This window comes from Pseudomonas sp. BNK-30 (assembly GCF_047456185.1).
Taxonomy (GTDB): Bacteria; Pseudomonadota; Gammaproteobacteria; order Pseudomonadales; family Pseudomonadaceae; genus Aquipseudomonas; species Aquipseudomonas putida_E.
In genome coordinates this window covers 3783437-3799014 of the sequence record NZ_CP179904.1, presented here as the reverse complement: position 1 = coordinate 3799014, position 15578 = coordinate 3783437, and the positions used below count along the sequence as shown (strand labels likewise).

General features: G+C 60.9%; 17 protein-coding genes and 1 pseudogene. 10 read left to right on the top strand and 8 right to left on the bottom strand.

From position 1 onward, the window contains the following. Nucleotides 1-19 precede the first annotated feature (19 nt). The gene (locus tag ACMGGN_RS17655) at nucleotides 20-1369 is read left to right on the top strand and encodes a tryptophan--tRNA ligase (protein WP_115273634.1); all 1350 of its coding nucleotides are present in this window, start codon (nucleotides 20-22) and stop codon (nucleotides 1367-1369) included. Nucleotides 1370-1454: 85 nt separating this feature from the next. Next, nucleotides 1455-2549: a cell division protein ZapE gene (gene zapE / locus ACMGGN_RS17650; RefSeq protein WP_039603943.1), complete on the top strand. Its 1095-nt coding sequence runs from the start codon at nucleotides 1455-1457 to the stop codon at nucleotides 2547-2549. Nucleotides 2550-2926: 377 nt separating this feature from the next. On the opposite strand, the pseudogene ACMGGN_RS17645 reads toward zapE, so the two are convergent. The 3 genes and pseudogenes from ACMGGN_RS17645 to ACMGGN_RS17635 form a co-directional block, all read right to left on the bottom strand. Continuing rightward, a pseudogene (locus ACMGGN_RS17645) lies at nucleotides 2927-3097 on the bottom strand (IS110 family transposase); the annotation flags it as partial. A 309-nt stretch (nucleotides 3098-3406) separates the two neighbouring features. Further along, a complete protein-coding gene (locus ACMGGN_RS17640; RefSeq protein ID WP_174142280.1) occupies nucleotides 3407-4327 on the bottom strand; it encodes a GlxA family transcriptional regulator in 921 nt (306 codons plus the stop codon). Between the two features lie 219 nt (nucleotides 4328-4546). Further along, on the bottom strand, nucleotides 4547-5587 hold the full coding sequence (locus tag ACMGGN_RS17635) for an NADP(H)-dependent aldo-keto reductase (RefSeq protein ID WP_119688319.1): 1041 nt from the start codon (nucleotides 5585-5587) through the stop codon (nucleotides 4547-4549). A gap of 257 nt (nucleotides 5588-5844) precedes the next feature. Here ACMGGN_RS17635 and rplM point away from each other — a divergent pair, with 257 nt between their 5' ends. The 7 genes from rplM to ACMGGN_RS17600 all read left to right on the top strand — a co-directional run bounded on the left by rplM (nucleotide 5845) and on the right by ACMGGN_RS17600 (nucleotide 10713). Next, nucleotides 5845-6273, top strand: a complete 429-nt coding sequence (gene rplM, locus ACMGGN_RS17630) for a 50S ribosomal protein L13 (protein WP_008097538.1) — start codon at nucleotides 5845-5847, stop codon at nucleotides 6271-6273. A 14-nt stretch (nucleotides 6274-6287) separates the two neighbouring features. Further along, nucleotides 6288-6680: a 30S ribosomal protein S9 gene (gene rpsI, locus ACMGGN_RS17625; RefSeq protein ID WP_046784841.1), complete on the top strand. Its 393-nt coding sequence runs from the start codon at nucleotides 6288-6290 to the stop codon at nucleotides 6678-6680. 263 nt (nucleotides 6681-6943) lie between these two features. Next, complete coding sequence (gene petA, locus ACMGGN_RS17620) at nucleotides 6944-7537, top strand: ubiquinol-cytochrome c reductase iron-sulfur subunit (RefSeq protein ID WP_039604011.1); 594 nt, start codon at nucleotides 6944-6946, stop codon at nucleotides 7535-7537. After that, nucleotides 7537-8748 carry a cytochrome b gene (locus ACMGGN_RS17615; protein WP_042111179.1) on the top strand — a complete coding sequence of 404 codons (1212 nt, stop codon included), beginning with the start codon at nucleotides 7537-7539 and terminating at the stop codon, nucleotides 8746-8748. The genes petA and ACMGGN_RS17615 overlap by 1 nt, the downstream gene beginning before the upstream one ends. Continuing rightward, nucleotides 8748-9527: a cytochrome c1 gene (locus ACMGGN_RS17610; RefSeq protein WP_012312852.1), complete on the top strand. Its 780-nt coding sequence runs from the start codon at nucleotides 8748-8750 to the stop codon at nucleotides 9525-9527. Before ACMGGN_RS17615 ends, ACMGGN_RS17610 begins: the two co-directional genes overlap by 1 nt. A gap of 120 nt (nucleotides 9528-9647) precedes the next feature. Beyond that, complete coding sequence (locus ACMGGN_RS17605; protein ID WP_046784843.1) at nucleotides 9648-10271, top strand: glutathione S-transferase N-terminal domain-containing protein; 624 nt, start codon at nucleotides 9648-9650, stop codon at nucleotides 10269-10271. Nucleotides 10272-10281: 10 nt separating this feature from the next. Next, nucleotides 10282-10713, top strand: a complete 432-nt coding sequence (locus ACMGGN_RS17600; protein WP_046784844.1) for a ClpXP protease specificity-enhancing factor — start codon at nucleotides 10282-10284, stop codon at nucleotides 10711-10713. 51 nt (nucleotides 10714-10764) lie between these two features. Here ACMGGN_RS17600 and ACMGGN_RS17595 read toward each other — a convergent pair whose 3' ends face one another. The 5 genes from ACMGGN_RS17595 to ACMGGN_RS17575 all read right to left on the bottom strand — a co-directional run bounded on the left by ACMGGN_RS17595 (nucleotide 10765) and on the right by ACMGGN_RS17575 (nucleotide 14506). Further along, nucleotides 10765-10983: a YgdI/YgdR family lipoprotein gene (locus ACMGGN_RS17595; protein ID WP_414156149.1), complete on the bottom strand. Its 219-nt coding sequence runs from the start codon at nucleotides 10981-10983 to the stop codon at nucleotides 10765-10767. A gap of 79 nt (nucleotides 10984-11062) precedes the next feature. Then, entirely contained in the window at nucleotides 11063-11641 is a 579-nt protein-coding gene (locus tag ACMGGN_RS17590) for a BON domain-containing protein (protein ID WP_115273637.1), read from the bottom strand. After that, nucleotides 11638-12231 carry a phosphoheptose isomerase gene (locus tag ACMGGN_RS17585; protein WP_008097558.1) on the bottom strand — a complete coding sequence of 198 codons (594 nt, stop codon included), beginning with the start codon at nucleotides 12229-12231 and terminating at the stop codon, nucleotides 11638-11640. The genes ACMGGN_RS17590 and ACMGGN_RS17585 overlap by 4 nt, the downstream gene beginning before the upstream one ends. Nucleotides 12232-12317: 86 nt before the next feature. Then, a complete protein-coding gene (locus ACMGGN_RS17580; RefSeq protein WP_046784846.1) occupies nucleotides 12318-12689 on the bottom strand; it encodes a YraN family protein in 372 nt (123 codons plus the stop codon). Next, a complete protein-coding gene (locus tag ACMGGN_RS17575) occupies nucleotides 12689-14506 on the bottom strand; it encodes a penicillin-binding protein activator (RefSeq protein WP_115273638.1) in 1818 nt (605 codons plus the stop codon). Before ACMGGN_RS17575 ends, ACMGGN_RS17580 begins: the two co-directional genes overlap by 1 nt. Nucleotides 14507-14693: 187 nt before the next feature. On the opposite strand from ACMGGN_RS17575, the gene rsmI reads away from it, so the two are divergent. Continuing rightward, on the top strand, nucleotides 14694-15569 hold the full coding sequence (gene rsmI / locus ACMGGN_RS17570; protein WP_046784848.1) for a 16S rRNA (cytidine(1402)-2'-O)-methyltransferase: 876 nt from the start codon (nucleotides 14694-14696) through the stop codon (nucleotides 15567-15569). The last annotated feature ends 9 nt before the right edge of the window (nucleotides 15570-15578 follow it).

The window sequence follows — 15578 nt, the reverse complement described above, 5'->3', positions numbered from 1 at the left end:
CCTGAATAAGCGAACACCCATGACCACGCGCATTCTCACTGGTATCACCACCACCGGTACCCCACACCTGGGCAACTACGCCGGTGCCATTCGCCCGGCGATCGTCGCCAGCCAGCAGCCGGGGGCCGACTCGTTCTACTTTTTGGCCGACTACCACGCCCTGATCAAGTGCGATGACCCGCTGCGCATTCAGCGCTCGCGTCTGGAAATCGCTGCTACCTGGCTGGCCGGCGGCCTCGACCCGGACAAGGTGACCTTCTATCGTCAGTCCGATATTCCCGAGATCCCCGAGCTGACCTGGCTGCTCACCTGCGTTGCGGCCAAGGGCCTGCTCAACCGTGCGCACGCCTACAAGGCTTCGGTGGACAAGAACCTCGAGAATGGCGAAGACCCGGACGCCGGCGTGACCATGGGCCTTTACAGCTACCCGGTGCTGATGGCGGCGGACATCCTGATGTTCAACGCGCACAAGGTGCCGGTCGGTCGCGACCAGATCCAGCACGTGGAAATGGCCCGTGACATCGGCCAGCGCTTCAACCACCTGTTCGGCCAAGGCAAGGACTTCTTCGCCTTGCCAGAGGCGGTTATCGAAGAAAGTGTGGCGACGTTGCCTGGCCTGGACGGGCGCAAGATGTCCAAGAGCTATGACAACACGATCCCGCTTTTCTCCAGCGCCAAGGACATGAAAGACGCCATTTCGCGCATCGTCACCGACTCGCGTGCACCTGGCGAAGCGAAAGACCCGGACAACGCGCACCTGTTCACCCTGTTCCAGGCCTTCTCGACGCCGGTGCAATGCGCCGAGTTTCGCGAAGAACTGCTGCAGGGCCTGGGCTGGGGCGAGGCCAAGCAGCGCCTGTTCCAGCTGCTTGACGGGCAACTGGCCGAGAAGCGTGAGCACTATCACCAACTGATTTCCCGCCCGTCGGACCTGGAAGACATCCTGCTGGCTGGCGCTGCCAAGGCCCGCAAGACCGCCACGCCGTTCCTCGAGCAACTGCGCGAGGCCGTTGGCCTGCGCTCGTTCCGTAGCAGCGTGCAGGCCACTACAGAGGTGAAGAAGAAGGCCGTCAAGAGCGCACGCTTCGTCAGCTTCCGTGACGAGGACGGCAGCTTCCGCTTCCGCCTGTTGGCCGCTGATGGCGAGCAACTGCTGTTGTCTCGCAGCTTTGCCGACGGCAAGAGCGCGGGCGCGGTGAGCAAGCAGTTGCAGCAGGGCGGCGACGCCGATGTGCGTGTCGAAGGCCTGGGCTTCAGCTTGTGGCTGAACGGCGAGCAGGTTGCCGACGGGCCGCAGTTTGCCAGTGCCCAGGCCCTTGACATGGCCGTTCAAAGCCTGCGTGAGGCCCTGGCGCCGCAGCAGGACTGAGACAGTTTGACGCAAGTCTGATTGCCATTAGGCGGGCCGGTCGCTACAGTGACGGCCCGTTTTTTGTTGCCTCGCTAACGAAATCATGACGCCCCTAGAACGATATCAAGCAGATCTGAAACGTCCCGACTTCTTCCATGATGCGGCGCAGGAAACTGCGGTGCGTCACTTGCAGCGCCTGTACGACGACCTGGTGCACGCGCAGAACAACAAGCCGGGCATGTTCGGCAAGCTGTTCGGCAAGAAGGAGCAGACGCCGGTCAAAGGCCTGTATTTCTGGGGCGGGGTAGGCCGGGGCAAGACCTACTTGGTCGATACCTTCTATGAAGCGCTGCCGTTCAAGCAGAAGATGCGTACGCACTTCCACCGCTTCATGAAGCGCGTTCACGAGGAGATGAAAACCCTCAAGGGCGAGAAGAACCCGCTGACCCTGATCGCCAAGCGCTTCAGCGATGAAGCCAAGGTGATCTGTTTCGACGAATTCTTCGTCTCCGACATCACCGATGCCATGATCCTCGGCACCCTGATGGAAGAGCTGTTCAAGAACGGCGTATCGCTGGTGGCGACCTCCAACATCGTCCCCGACGGCCTGTACAAGGATGGCCTGCAGCGTGCGCGCTTCCTGCCGGCCATCGCCATGATCAAGCAGTATACGGACGTGGTGAACGTCGACAGCGGGGTCGATTACCGCCTGCGTCACCTGGAGCAGGCCGAACTGTTCCACTTCCCGCTCGACGAGGCTGCCGAGCAGAGCATGCGTGCGAGCTTCAAGGCGCTGACACCCGAGTGCACCCAGGCCGTCGACAATGACGTGCTGATGATCGAGAACCGCCCGATCCATGCGCTGCGTACCTGTGACGATGTCGCCTGGTTCGACTTCCGCGCCCTGTGCGACGGGCCGCGCAGCCAGAACGACTACATTGAACTGGGCAAGATTTTCCATGCCGTGCTGTTGAGCAACGTCGAGCAGATGGGCGTCACCACCGACGACATCGCCCGGCGCTTCATCAACATGGTGGACGAGTTCTACGACCGCAACGTCAAGCTGATCATTTCGGCCGAGGTAGAGCTGAAGGATTTGTACACCGGTGGGCGCCTGAGCTTCGAGTTCCAGCGCACCTTGAGCCGGTTGCTGGAGATGCAGTCGCACGAATTCCTGGCCCGCGCGCACAAGCCCTGAGGTCCTTGCGCTGTAGGAGCGGCCTTGCGTCGCGAAAGGGGCGCGCAGCGGCCCCAGGTTCTGTGGCGCAACAAAAAACATCGGGGCCGCTGCGCAGCCCTTTCCGACCGGTCCGGCGCCCCAGCAAGGCCGCTCCTATGTATGGACTTAGCTGCTTTTTGAACATAGGAACCCGGTTGCATCTACGTATCAGGCCTATTCAAGGAAGCTTTTTGCTTCTGGCCAACATCGTGGTGAGCTCGCAGCGTGCCGTTTACATTGAGGCCACTCATCAGGCCTGTAGGAGCGGGGGCATCTGTCTGCGACGGTCTTACCAAGGGTCAATGTTCACTAGCAGGGGTTGGAGCGCTCAGCGCCCGGTGGCATTGCTCAGTTGATCAGCGGCTCATAGCAGCCTCCGACCGATTTTCCGCTTTGCGTTGGTAAACCTGGCCACTCTGCAGCAGAGCCCAGATTATCCGCAGATTCCGATTAGCCAGTCTGATTGCCGCCTCCTTGCGCCCAAGGCGGGATAGCCAGCGCAAGAGGCGGCGATCGTCTGGCTGATCATCAAGACGGTCACCGTCACGGGTAGTTTGAGCAAGAAATCATGGAAGGCTTGGCGGGATTTGATGCGATCTTCGTAGATCACCCGGCCGGCAGCATCTTCGCCTGCTAGCTGGAAGACCTGCTTGGTCAGGTCTACGCAGATGGTTGTGCAAAGCTCCACATCAGTGGAAGACAGGGAATCGTGCTTCGAACTATGCTTTTTCATGGACTCGCCCTCGCTGCCGTTGGCTTCTTAGAACGCCACCGTGGCACTGTGATGCCTCGGCGGGGGCGAGTCCATCGATTACAGACGGTCGCTTGGGCTGAATTCAGGCTTCCTGCATAAACTGCTGCCGATACTGGTTCGGCGACAACTCCGTGTGCTGGCGGAACAGCCGCGCAAAGAAACTCGCATCGTCATAGCCGACTTCATAGCTGATGGTCTTGATGCTCTTGCGTGTGCTCGACAGCAACCCCTTGGCTGTTTCTATCCGTAGCCGCTGCAGGTAGTGCAGCGGCTTGTCGCCGGTCGCGCCCTGGAAGCGCCGCATGAAGTTGCGGATGCTCATGCCATGGTTGCGGGCCACATCCTCGAAGCGGAACTTGTCGGCGAAGTGCTCCTCGAGCCAGTGTTGAATCTGCAGGATGATCAGGTCCTGGTGCAGCTTCTGCCCACCGAAACCCATGCGCCCAGGGGTGTAGTTGCGCTGCACTTCGTAGAGGATGTCACGGGCCACGGCGCGGGCCACGTTGGCCCCGCAGAAGCGTTCGATCAGGTAGATGTACAGGTCGCAGGCCGAGGTGGTGCCGCCGGCGCAGTAAAGGTTGTCGGCGTCGGTCAGGTGCTTGTCCTGGTTCAGCCGGATCTTCGGGTAGCGCTCGGCGAAGCTGGTGAAGAAGCGCCAGTAGGTGGTCGCCTCCTTGCCGTCGAGCAGGCCGGACTCGGCCAGCCAGAATACCCCGCTGGCTTCAGCGCAGAGTACGGCGCCGCGGGCATGTTGCTCGCGCAACCAGGGCAGCACTTGCGGATAACGTTGCAGCAGGTTGTCGAAGTCTTCCCAGAAGGCTGGGAGGATGATCACATCGGCGTCGTCCAGGCCGCCATCGACCGGCAGCTGCACATTGCTGAAACTGTCCACCGGCCGGCCGTCGGGGCTCACCAGGCAGATCTCGAACATGGGCTGCAGGCCCAGGCCCAGCTGTTTGCTGTAGCGCAGGCTGGCGAGGTGGAAAAAGTCCTTGGCTTGCATCAAGGTCGAAGCGAACACCTTGTCAATGGCCAGGATGCTGACGCGCCGCAATGACGCGGAGGGTTGGGTAAACATCATTGTCATTGTTCTTATAGGGTAGAGTGGTCAATCACCGGCTGGATCGTCTTATGTTTTTTGTCGAGCTGCAAGCTTCAAGCTGCAAGCGGCAAGAAAAAAGCAGAGGCTGCGACACCGCTCTGCTTTTTCTTGCAGCTTTGTTCAAGGTGCCGGGTTGGGCTGCTCCTGATGAACGGCCTCGATCGCCGCCAGCAGCTCATCACTCAGGTTCAGCTCCAGGCTTTTGAGGTTGCTCTGAAGTTGTACCAGGTCAGTGGCACCGATGATGTTGCTGGTCACGAAGGGCTGGCGGGTGACGAATGCCAGGGCCATTTGTGCCGGGTCCAGCCCGTGTGCCTGGGCCAGTTGCACATAGCGGCTGCAGGCCGCCACGGTCTGCGGGTTGGAGTAGCGGGCGAAGCGGCTGAACAGGGTCAGGCGGCCTTTTTCCGGCCGGGCGCCGTTCTCGTATTTACCCGACAGCATGCCGAAGGCCAGCGGCGAGTAGGCCAGCAGGCCACACTGCTCGCGGATGGCCACTTCCGCCAGGCCCACCTCGAAGCTGCGGTTGAGCAGGTTGTACGGGTTCTGGATCGACACCGCCCGGGGCCAGCCGCGGGTTTCGGCCAGGTGCAGGAACTTCATGGTGCCCCACGGCGTTTCGTTGGAAAGGCCAATGTGGCGGATCTTGCCTGCCCGCACCTGCTCGTCGAGCACCTCGAGGGTTTCTTCCAGGGGGGTGAACAGGTCATGCGGCAGGTGCTGGTAACCCAGCTTGCCGAAGAAGTTGGTGCTGCGCTCCGGCCAGTGCAGCTGATACAGGTCGATACGGTCGGTTTGCAGGCGCTCAAGGCTCGCATCCAGCGCCGCCACGATGTGCTGGCGGTTGTGCTTGAGCTGGCCGTCGCGGATGTGGCTGATACCGTTGCCGGGGCCGGCGACCTTGCTGGCGAGAATCCAGTCATCACGGTCGCCGTGCTGGCGGAACCAGTTGCCGATGATGCGCTCGGTGGCGGCATAGGTCTCGGGGCGTGGCGGCACCGGATACATTTCGGCGGTGTCGATAAAATTGACCCCGCTGGTTTTGGCCAGTTTGATCTGGGCGAAGGCCTCGGCCTCGTCGTTCTGCTCGCCCCAGGTCATGGTGCCCAGGCACAGGGCGCTGACATCGAGATCGGTACGGCCGAGCTTGCGGTATTCCATCGGGAAAACACTCCTTGGCAAAGACACCCATAAAAGCAGGTTGAAATTTTTCGCGCAATCTGGATAATTCGGCCCCTCTCCGTGTGGCGGAAGTGATGCACCACCACGCAGGAAGAACCCCGTCGAACATTGGCGTGCCCGACCCGAGCCCCCAAAAGCGTCTGTGTTCGGCTGCGCGCTTGCTCTTGGCAAGCTGTGCACTATCCAGTAAGATTCGCCGTCTATTTTTCGCTGGGCGGCCTCTGAGGCTTTAGAGAATGAAAACTTTTACTGCTAAACCGGAAACAGTAAAGCGCGAGTGGTTCGTAGTCGACGCCGCTGGCCAGACCCTGGGTCGTCTGGCTACCGAAATCGCTAGCCGTCTGCGTGGCAAGCACAAACCAGAATACACTCCTCACGTTGACACCGGCGACTACATCGTCGTCATCAACGCCGAGCAAATCCGTGTAACTGGCGCCAAGTCTTCCGACAAGATGTACTACTCCCACTCCGGCTTCCCGGGCGGTATCAAGGAAATCAACTTCGAGAAGTTGATCGCCAAGGCCCCTGAGCGTGTTATCGAAACCGCGGTCAAAGGCATGCTGCCGAAGAACCCGCTGGGTCGCGACATGTACCGTAAGCTGAAAGTGTACGCGGGTGCTGCTCACCCACACACTGCTCAGCAGCCTCAAGAACTGAAGATCTAACGGGATAGTTCATTATGTCGGCGACTCAAAATTACGGCACTGGCCGTCGCAAGACCGCAACCGCTCGCGTTTTCCTGCGTCCGGGTACTGGTAACATCTCCATCAACAACCGTCCTCTGGACACCTTCTTCGGCCGCGAAACCGCTCGTATGGTTGTTCGCCAGCCGCTGGAGCTGACCGAGACCACCGCGAAGTTCGACATCTACGTCACCGTTGCCGGTGGTGGTGTCAGCGGTCAAGCCGGTGCGATCCGTCACGGTATCACCCGCGCTCTGATGGAATACGACGAAACCCTGCGTGGCGCTCTGCGTCGTGCTGGCTACGTCACCCGCGACGCTCGTGAAGTCGAGCGTAAGAAAGTGGGTCTGCGTAAAGCGCGTAAGCGTCCTCAGTACTCCAAGCGTTAATACCGCTTCGGCAGTCGAAAAAAGCCCGGTTCTTTGGAACCGGGCTTTTTTTATGGCTTGAACTAACCTGTCAGCATGTCCGTGGTGTCCTGTCGCATAGACGCAGATCAAGCAAAGCGAGGGTTGTAGCCCAGACCTGGGTTAATCACCTTGTCACTGTGTGGATTTGTTTCTTACCATGGCGGCCAATTTGGGGTGCCACAGACATTACCTAAGTACAGGCCTGATCCAACAGGCCAAGCAAGCTGATGGGAGAGGACTGAATGAGCAATGACGGCGTCAACGCAGGCCGGCGCCGCTTCCTCGTAGCCGCGACATCCGTGGTCGGGGCAGCGGGGGCAGTGGGGGCTGCGGTACCGTTCGTGGGGTCATGGTTTCCCAGCGCCAAGGCGAAGGCGGCCGGGGCACCGGTGAAGGTCAACATCGCCAAGGTTGAGCCTGGGCAGCAGATGGTTGCGGAATGGCGTGGCCAGCCTGTGTTCATCGTGCGGCGAACGGATGAGATCCTCGGTAACCTGAAAAAAGTCACTGCCGAGCTCGCCGACCCTGAATCGAAGGCCTCCGTACAGCCGGAGTACGTCGACCCCCAGGTACGCTCGATCAAGCCGGAAATCCTCATTCTCGTGGGCCTGTGCACTCACCTTGGGTGCTCACCGACCTTCCGCCCGGAAGTCGCGCCCGCCGATCTGGGGCCCAAGTGGGTGGGCGGCTATTTCTGCCCCTGCCATGGTTCCCACTACGACCTGGCGGGGCGTGTCTACAAATCGCAGCCAGCGCCTCTCAACCTGCCAGTGCCGCCGCACTCTTACGAGTCGGATGACATCGTCGTCATCGGCGTCGACCAGGAGAAAGCATGATGAGCAAGTTCATGGACTGGATTGATGCTCGCTTCCCCGCCACCAAGATGTGGGAAGAGCACCTGAGCAAGTATTACGCGCCCAAGAACTTCAACTTCCTGTATTTCTTCGGCTCGCTGGCCCTGCTGGTGCTGGTCAACCAGATTGTCACCGGTGTATGGCTGACCATGAGTTTCACGCCCTCGGCGGAGGAGGCCTTCGCTTCGGTCGAGTACATCATGCGTGACGTGGAGTACGGCTGGATCCTGCGCTACCTGCACTCCACCGGTGCTTCGGCGTTCTTTGTCGTGGTCTACCTGCACATGTTCCGCGGCCTGCTCTATGGCTCCTATCAGAAGCCACGTGAACTGGTCTGGCTGTTCGGCATGCTGATCTACCTGGCGCTGATGGCCGAGGCCTTCATGGGCTATCTGCTGCCGTGGGGTCAGATGTCTTACTGGGGGGCGCAGGTGATCATCTCGCTGTTCGGTGCCATTCCGGTGATCGGCGACGATCTCACCCAGTGGATTCGTGGTGACTACCTTATTTCCGGCATTACCCTGAACCGCTTCTTCGCGCTGCACGTCGTGGCCCTGCCGATCGTCATTCTCGGGCTGGTCGTGTTGCACATTCTGGCCCTGCACGAGGTGGGTTCGAACAACCCGGACGGGGTCGATATCAAGAAGAAAAAGGACGAAAACGGCATCCCGCTGGATGGTATTCCGTTCCACCCTTACTACACCGTCAAGGACATTGTCGGCGTGGTGGTGTTCCTGTTCGTGTTCTGTGCGGTAGTGTTCTTCTTCCCGGAAATGGGCGGTTACTTCCTGGAAAAACCCAACTTCGAACAGGCCAATGCGTTCAAGACGCCTGAGCATATTGCGCCGGTCTGGTACTTCACGCCGTTCTACGCGATTCTGCGTGCGGTGCCCGACAAGTTGATGGGCGTAATCGCCATGGGGGCGGCGATCGCCGTGCTGTTCGTATTGCCTTGGCTCGATCGAAGCCCGGTACGCTCCATGCGCTACAAGGGCTGGATCAGCAAGGTCTTCCTGCTGGTGTTCTGCATTTCCTTCGTCATCCTCGGCATTTTGGGGGTGCTGGCACCTACGCCAGGTCGCACGCTGCTGTCGCAGGTGTGCACCGTGCTGTACTTCGCCTACTTCCTGCTGATGCCGTTCTACACAAGGCTTGAGAAGACCAAACCGGTTCCGGAAAGGGTGACTGGCTGATGAAAAAGTTGATTGCAGTATTTTTGCTGGCAGTGATGCCTGCCTTTTCCTTTGCTGCCGGACCGGGGCTGGAGCTGGACAAAGTCGATATCGACCTGACGGACAAGGCTGCGATGCAGGATGGCGCACGGACTTTCGCCAACTATTGCATGGGTTGCCACAGTGCCAAGTTCCAGCGTTACGAGCGCGTAGCCGATGACTTGGGAATACCCCATGAGTTGATGCTGGAGAAGCTGGTGTTCACGGGTGCCAAGATCGGCGACCACATGAACATCGGCATGAAGCCCGATGACGCCAAGACCTGGTTCGGTGCTGCGCCACCGGACCTTACCCTGGTTGCCCGGGTGCGTGGTACCGACTGGCTGTACACCTACCTGCGCAGCTTCTATGAGGACAAGTCGCGACCTTACGGGGTTAACAACAAGGTGTTCCCGAATGTCGGTATGCCCAATGTGCTGGTCGGGCTGCAGGGCAATCAGGTGATCGGGTGCAAGCAGGTGCAGATGGTGGTCGATGGCAAGAAGCAATTCGACCCCTTGACCGGCAGCCCTTTGACCCATGAAGCGTGTGACCAGCTGACCATCACGCCGAATTCCGGTACCCTGACGCCTGAGCAGTTCGACGAGAAGGTCAAGAACCTGGTGACCTTCCTGGCCTATTCGGCCAACCCGGTCAAACTGGAAAGCCAGCGCATCGGCACGTATGTGTTGCTGTACCTGGCCTTCTTCTTCGTGTTCGCCTACTTGCTCAAGCGCGAATACTGGAAGGACGTGCACTGATCACGCAGTAGTTTCTGGTAGTTGAACGCGCCCTGGGCGCTCCCTCGTGTATGCGAAGGGGCCTCCAGGGCGCGTTTGCATTTGCAGTTTCACAAGCATCCCCATGCGAGGAGGCGCTACATGGGCGCGACCATCAGGTTAGCCTGCTATTCCGACCCCGCTGACCATTATTCTCATCGGGTACGCCTGGTTCTTGCCGAGAAAGGTGTCAGCGTGCAGATCATCGACGTCGATCCCGGTCGTCTGCCACCCAAGCTGGGTGAAGTGAACCCTTACGGCAGCGTGCCGACCCTGGTCGACCGCGATCTTGCGTTGTATGAATCGACCGTGGTGATGGAATACCTCGAGGAGCGTTATCCGCATCCGCCCCTGATGCCGGTGTATCCGGTGGCGCGTGGTAACAGCCGCTTGTTGATGCATCGCATTCAGCGTGACTGGTGCGCGCTGGCCGATACCGTGCTCGATTCGCGCAGCAGTGATGCCGCTCGTGCCGAGGCGCGCAAGGCACTGCGTGAGAGCCTGACGGGCGTCTCGCCATTGTTCAACGAGTTCGCTTGTTTCATGAGCGATGAGCAAAGCCTGGTCGATTGTTGTCTATTGCCCATACTCTGGCGTTTGCCGGTACTGGGTATCGAATTGCCGCGGCAAGCAAAGCCGCTGCTGGATTATATGGAGCGGCAGTTCGCCCGTGAGCCTTTCCTGGCGAGCCTGTCCTCCGTTGAACGTGAAATGCGCAAGCTTTAAGGAGCCGTTGATGAACTCCAGTCGCCCCTATCTGGTTCGAGCACTGTACGAGTGGATCGTCGACAACGATTGCACGCCCCATATGCTGGTCAATGCCGAATATCCGGCAGTCCAGGTGCCGCAAGGTTTCGCCAGTGACGGCCAGATCGTCCTGAACATTTCCCCAAGTGCCGTGCGCAGCCTGCACATGGACAACGACGCGGTGAGCTTCGAGGGGCGCTTCGGTGGCGTTGCCCACTCGTTGTTCGTGCCGGTCGGCGCGATTCTGGGCATTTATGCCCGGGAGAACGGCCAAGGCATGGTCTTCGAGCTGGAGCCTCCGTTGATGGAGGGTGAAGAGCTGGAAGACGAGGGTGTCGAGCCGGATGATGATGGCCCGCCGGAAGGTGGGGGGCAGCCGCCGCGCCCGAGTGGTCGGCCGAGCCTGAAGGTGGTCAAGTAACAAAAAAGGCGATCCGGTTGGGTCGCCTTTTTCTTTGCAGCACGGTGGTGGTTACAGGTCGCTGATGGTGCGAATCTGGTCACGGTTAACGCGGGTCTGTTTACCGTCGAGCTGCTGGAACTCGTAGAAGCCGGACTCCTGATCAAACTGTGGTTCGTCAACGGTCTGGAATTCGCGACCGTCGTTCAGGGTGATCAGGCTAGGGGTGGAGCAGCCGGCCAGGGTGGCGAAGGCGCCGATCAACAGGGCGGGCAGCAGAAGCTTTTTCATGCGGTGTTTCCTGAAGTTCTGAAGGTGGAGCCATTAGGATGCCTGTACCGGTATGCGAGGGCCGGTGCAGGCAAGCGTATCAGTCGATGTACTCGAACAGCTTGACGATCTTTTGCACGCCCGACACGCCCTGTACCACGGCAGTGGCGGAGTTGGCTTCCTGCCGGGTAACCAGGCCTAGCAGGTAGACGATACCGTTCTCGGTGATGACCTTGATGCGTGAGCTGGGCACGGCATTGTCGGTGAGCATCTGGGTCTTGATCTTGGTGGTCAGCCAGGCGTCGTTATTGCGCGCAAGGATGGAGGAGGGTTGCATCACCTGCAGCTCGTTATGCACCCGCTTGACCCGCTGCACCTGGCTGGCAGTCTGCTCGGCCAGGCTCTTCAGGTCGGCGCGCGGGGTTTGGCCGGCGAGCAGGACAATGCCGTTGTAGCTGCTGACGACAATGTGCGAACCCTTGTCCAGATCAGGGTTGGCCTTGGAGATGTTTACAGCGGCCTTGGTTTCGATCAGCGAGTCGTCGATCTTGCTGCCGATGGTGCGAGTGCCGCGATCATCCTCGATCGGCGAATTGCGGGTCGAGGTCAGTACCGAGCTGCAGCCGGTGACGCTCAGGCACAGGGTCAGGGCCATCAGGCCGAGGCGCTTGGGGATCATTCTTCACTCCCGAACAGTTGGCTGTCGATCAGATCACACAGGCAGTGGATCGCCAGCAGGTGGACTTCCTGGATGCGTGCAGTGACCGTCGAGGGTACGCGGATCTCCACGTCCTCGGGCAACAGCAGCGAAGCCATGCCGCCACCGTCACGCCCGGTCAATGCTACGACAATCATTTCGCGATCATGTGCCGCCTGGATCGCTTGAATCACGTTTGCCGAGTTGCCGCTGGTCGAAATCGCCAGCAGGACGTCGCCGGGCTGGCCCAAGGCGCGAATCTGCTTGGAAAAGATTTCGTTGTAGCTGTAGTCGTTGGCAATCGAGGTCAGTGTCGAGCTGTCGGTGGTCAAAGCGATTGCCGGCAGGCTCGGACGCTCGCGCTCAAAGCGGTTGAGCAGCTCCGAAGAGAAATGCTGGGCGTCGCCGGCCGAGCCGCCGTTGCCGCAGGCGAGCATCTTGCCCTCGTTGAGCAGCGCATTGACCATGACCAGGCTGGCCTGCTCGATGTGCGGTGCCAGGATGTCCATTGCCTGTTGCTTGGTATCGATGCTGGCCTGGAACAGCCGGCGAATTCGGGATTGCATGTCCATCTGGTGACCTTAAGTGGGGCGGTGGCCTTTGCTACGCGCAACAGGGACCAGCCCGCGAAACATAGAGCAAAAATAGGGGAGTGGGTTCAGCATTCGAAGGCGTTTTTCAGCCATTGAAGCGGCCTGCCTGCATGGTGGCTACCCTGCAAGGCGACAACATCGAAGCGGCAAGGGTGGTTGGCCCAGCAAGACTCCTTCAGCAGAAAAAGGCTGGCGGCATGCACCAGTCGCTTCTGCTTGCGCCCGTCGATACTGCCCAGGGCGCCACCGAAGCCCGCGTGCAACCGATAGCGGACTTCGACGAATACTACTGTATCGGTGTCGAGCATGACCAGATCAAGCTCGCCGCCTTTGCATCGCCAATTGCGCGTCAGCAGTTGCAGGCCTTGCCCTTGAAGAAACTCAAGGGCCTGGTTTTCTGCGGCCTGGCCGGCGCTGGTTGGCGATGCTTGGGGCATCAGCGGATGGTATCGGGCAGGCGCTTGACCTGGCCGCCAGAGAATTCAGCCCATGGCAGCTGGCGCTCGATGCGCTGGCTGGCGCTCATGCTCAGGCTGCCGGAAAGGCCTTGTACACGGTTGTCCGGCAGTGCTTTGAGCTGGCCCAGGCGTGGCGCCAGGCTATAGGCGTCTACACCCATTGCATACAGGCGGCCGAGGCTGCCAGCGGCTTGTGGCCACTGCTGAACCACCTGCTGGCGCAGGCTGTTGGTGGTGTCGAGCAGCCACGGGGTTTCGCAGAAGCGAATGCCGTTCATGTCTTTGTACTGGTTGACGTCACCGCTGGCGCTGTAAAGGTTCGAGGTGGCGTAGACCGGAACGTCGCCAGCGTACTGGAAGTTCAGGGTCGGTTTGATCTGCTGCGCCTGTTGCGGGGTCGAGGCGAGGAAGATGAAGTCGATGTCCTGGCGACGCGATGGTTGTGCGGCAATGGTGCCGCCCACGGTGCTCTGCAGGCTCTGTGCGCGGCCTTCGCTCTGGCGCAGCTGGAACAGGTTGGCGATCTGCTGGGCCAGGGCGACCGGCTGGGCGATGCGTTCGGCGGCGATGATGGTGCCGCCATTGCCTTCCCAGTCTTGGCGGAACGCGGCAAGCACGCGGTCGCCCCATTCACCGCTCGGCACCAGGGCCACCGCGCGAACCATGCCGTCGGCGCGGGCGCGGCGCGAGACTTCGCGGGCTTCGTCTTCGGCCGCCAGGCCGAACTGGAAAAGCTGTGGCGGGGCGTTCTGGCCGGCGTCGGCGTAATTCAGGGCGAGAGTCGTGATAGGCAGCTGCGCATTGGCGGCCAGTTTTTTTACCAGCGCTTTTTCCAGCGGGCCGACTACCAGTTGCACGCCATCGGCCTGGGCCTGACGATAGAAGTCGTCCAGCGAGCCGATGCGTGAGCTGTCGTACACCTGTACGGCCGGCGCTTGCTGGCCAGCCTGCTGGGCCTGGAAGTGCGCGGCCATGAAGCCGTCACGCAGGGCGCGGGCGACACCGGCAAGCGGGCCTTCCTGGGGCAGCAGCAGACCGATCTTGGTCAGCGGCTGGCTTGCCAGTTCCTTGAGCTTGACCAGAGCCGATGGCAGCTGCTGTGCCGCGGGGTGGTCGGGGTGCTGCTTGCGCCAGGTTTCGATGGCGGCCTGTTGCTGCTCCAGAGTGCCGGCGCTTTTCACGGCCAGGGCCAGGCTGGTCCAGCCGGCCAGGGTCTGGTCGCCGGCGGGCTGCTGCAGTTGCTCTGCCGGCAGCGAGGCGACCAGGGCCCAGATCGCGTCATTGTTGGCGCTGGCAGCCTGGCCGCTGAGCAGTGGGCCCAGCATTACGCGCTGTTGTGCAGCGGCCAGGGCCTGGCCGTCGGCTTCAAGGGCGGCGGCGTGGACGCCGTAGGTGCGCACCTGCTGCTCTGCCGGCAATTGGGCGAGGTGCTGCAGGCTGGTGTGCGAGAGGGCGCTGAGGGCGGCTTTGGGCTGGTTGCGGCTCATGGCCAGTTCGGCGCCAAGTGTGGCGGCGAAGATTTGTTGGGCGGGCTTGAGCGTATCCATGGGGACCTGCTCGAGAATGCGTGCGGCGCGCGGGTAATCCTTCTGCTTGTATGCCAGGTCGGCAGCGCTCAGGCGCAGCAGGGCGGCATCTTCGGCAGACGTGCTGGCCGCCGCTTTTTCGAGCAGTTGCTCGATGCTGGCGTCCGGCGTGCGTGGCAGCTCTCCGAGGCTGGATGAGGGCGAGCTGGCGCAGGCTGCCAGCAGGGCAGCGAGGCAGAGGGCTGTGAGCAGCCGCAGGCAAGCGATCATGTAAAGGTCCTGTTACTCGATCAAGTTGGCCGGCAATTGTACCCAAGCGTTGGCCGGGGCGCGATGTTGCTGAACGGGAACCTTCACTATAGGTGTACTTGACGTGGCCGCAGGTGAAGTTCTTTGCGCCCTGTTACCGGCGCTCGGGCTACAATGGCGCCTTTGATCCGAAAGGCAGGTGTGCGCAGTGACTGATGTGGCAGGGGCTTCGAAATCCACCGTGGGGACGCTGTATGTGGTCGCAACCCCCATTGGCAACCTCGACGACATGAGCGCCAGGGCATTGAAGGTGCTGGCCAACGTCGCCTTGATCGCCGCCGAGGACACCCGGCACTCGATCCGCCTGCTGCAGCATTTCGGCATCGACACGCCGCTGGCAGCCTGTCACGAGCACAATGAGCGGGACGAAGGCGGGCGATTCATCACCAAGCTGTTGGCCGGTGAGGATGTGGCGTTGGTTTCCGATGCCGGTACACCGTTGATTTCCGATCCTGGCTACCACCTGGTGCGTCAGGCGCGAGCCGCAGGCGTCGATGTGGTGCCTGTGCCTGGCGCCTGCGCGCTGATCGCCGCGCTTTCGGCGGCCGGGCTGCCTTCCGATCGGTTCATTTTCGAAGGTTTCCTCCCCGCCAAAAGCGCCGGTCGCCGTGGCCGGCTCGAGCAGGTGAAGGAAGAGCCGCGCACGTTGATTTTCTACGAAGCGCCTCATCGTATTCTTGAGTGTCTGGAGGATATGAAGCTGGTGTTCGGTGCCGAGCGCCCGGCGTTGCTCGCACGTGAGCTGACCAAAACCTTCGAGACCCTCAAAGGGTTGCCGCTCGCAGAGTTGTGCGAGTTCGTGGCGGGTGACAGTAACCAGCAGCGCGGCGAGTGCGTGGTGTTGGTCGGTGGCTGGAGTGCGCCGGAAGGTGAGGCGGCGATCAGTGTCCAAGCGCAGCGTGTGCTGGACCTGCTGCTGGCCGAGTTGCCGCTCAAGCGTGCGGCGGCCTTGGCGGCCGAGATCACCGGTGTGCGCAAGAACCTGTTGTATCAGGCGGCACTGGAAAAGCAGAAACCGCAGTAATGGCAATTT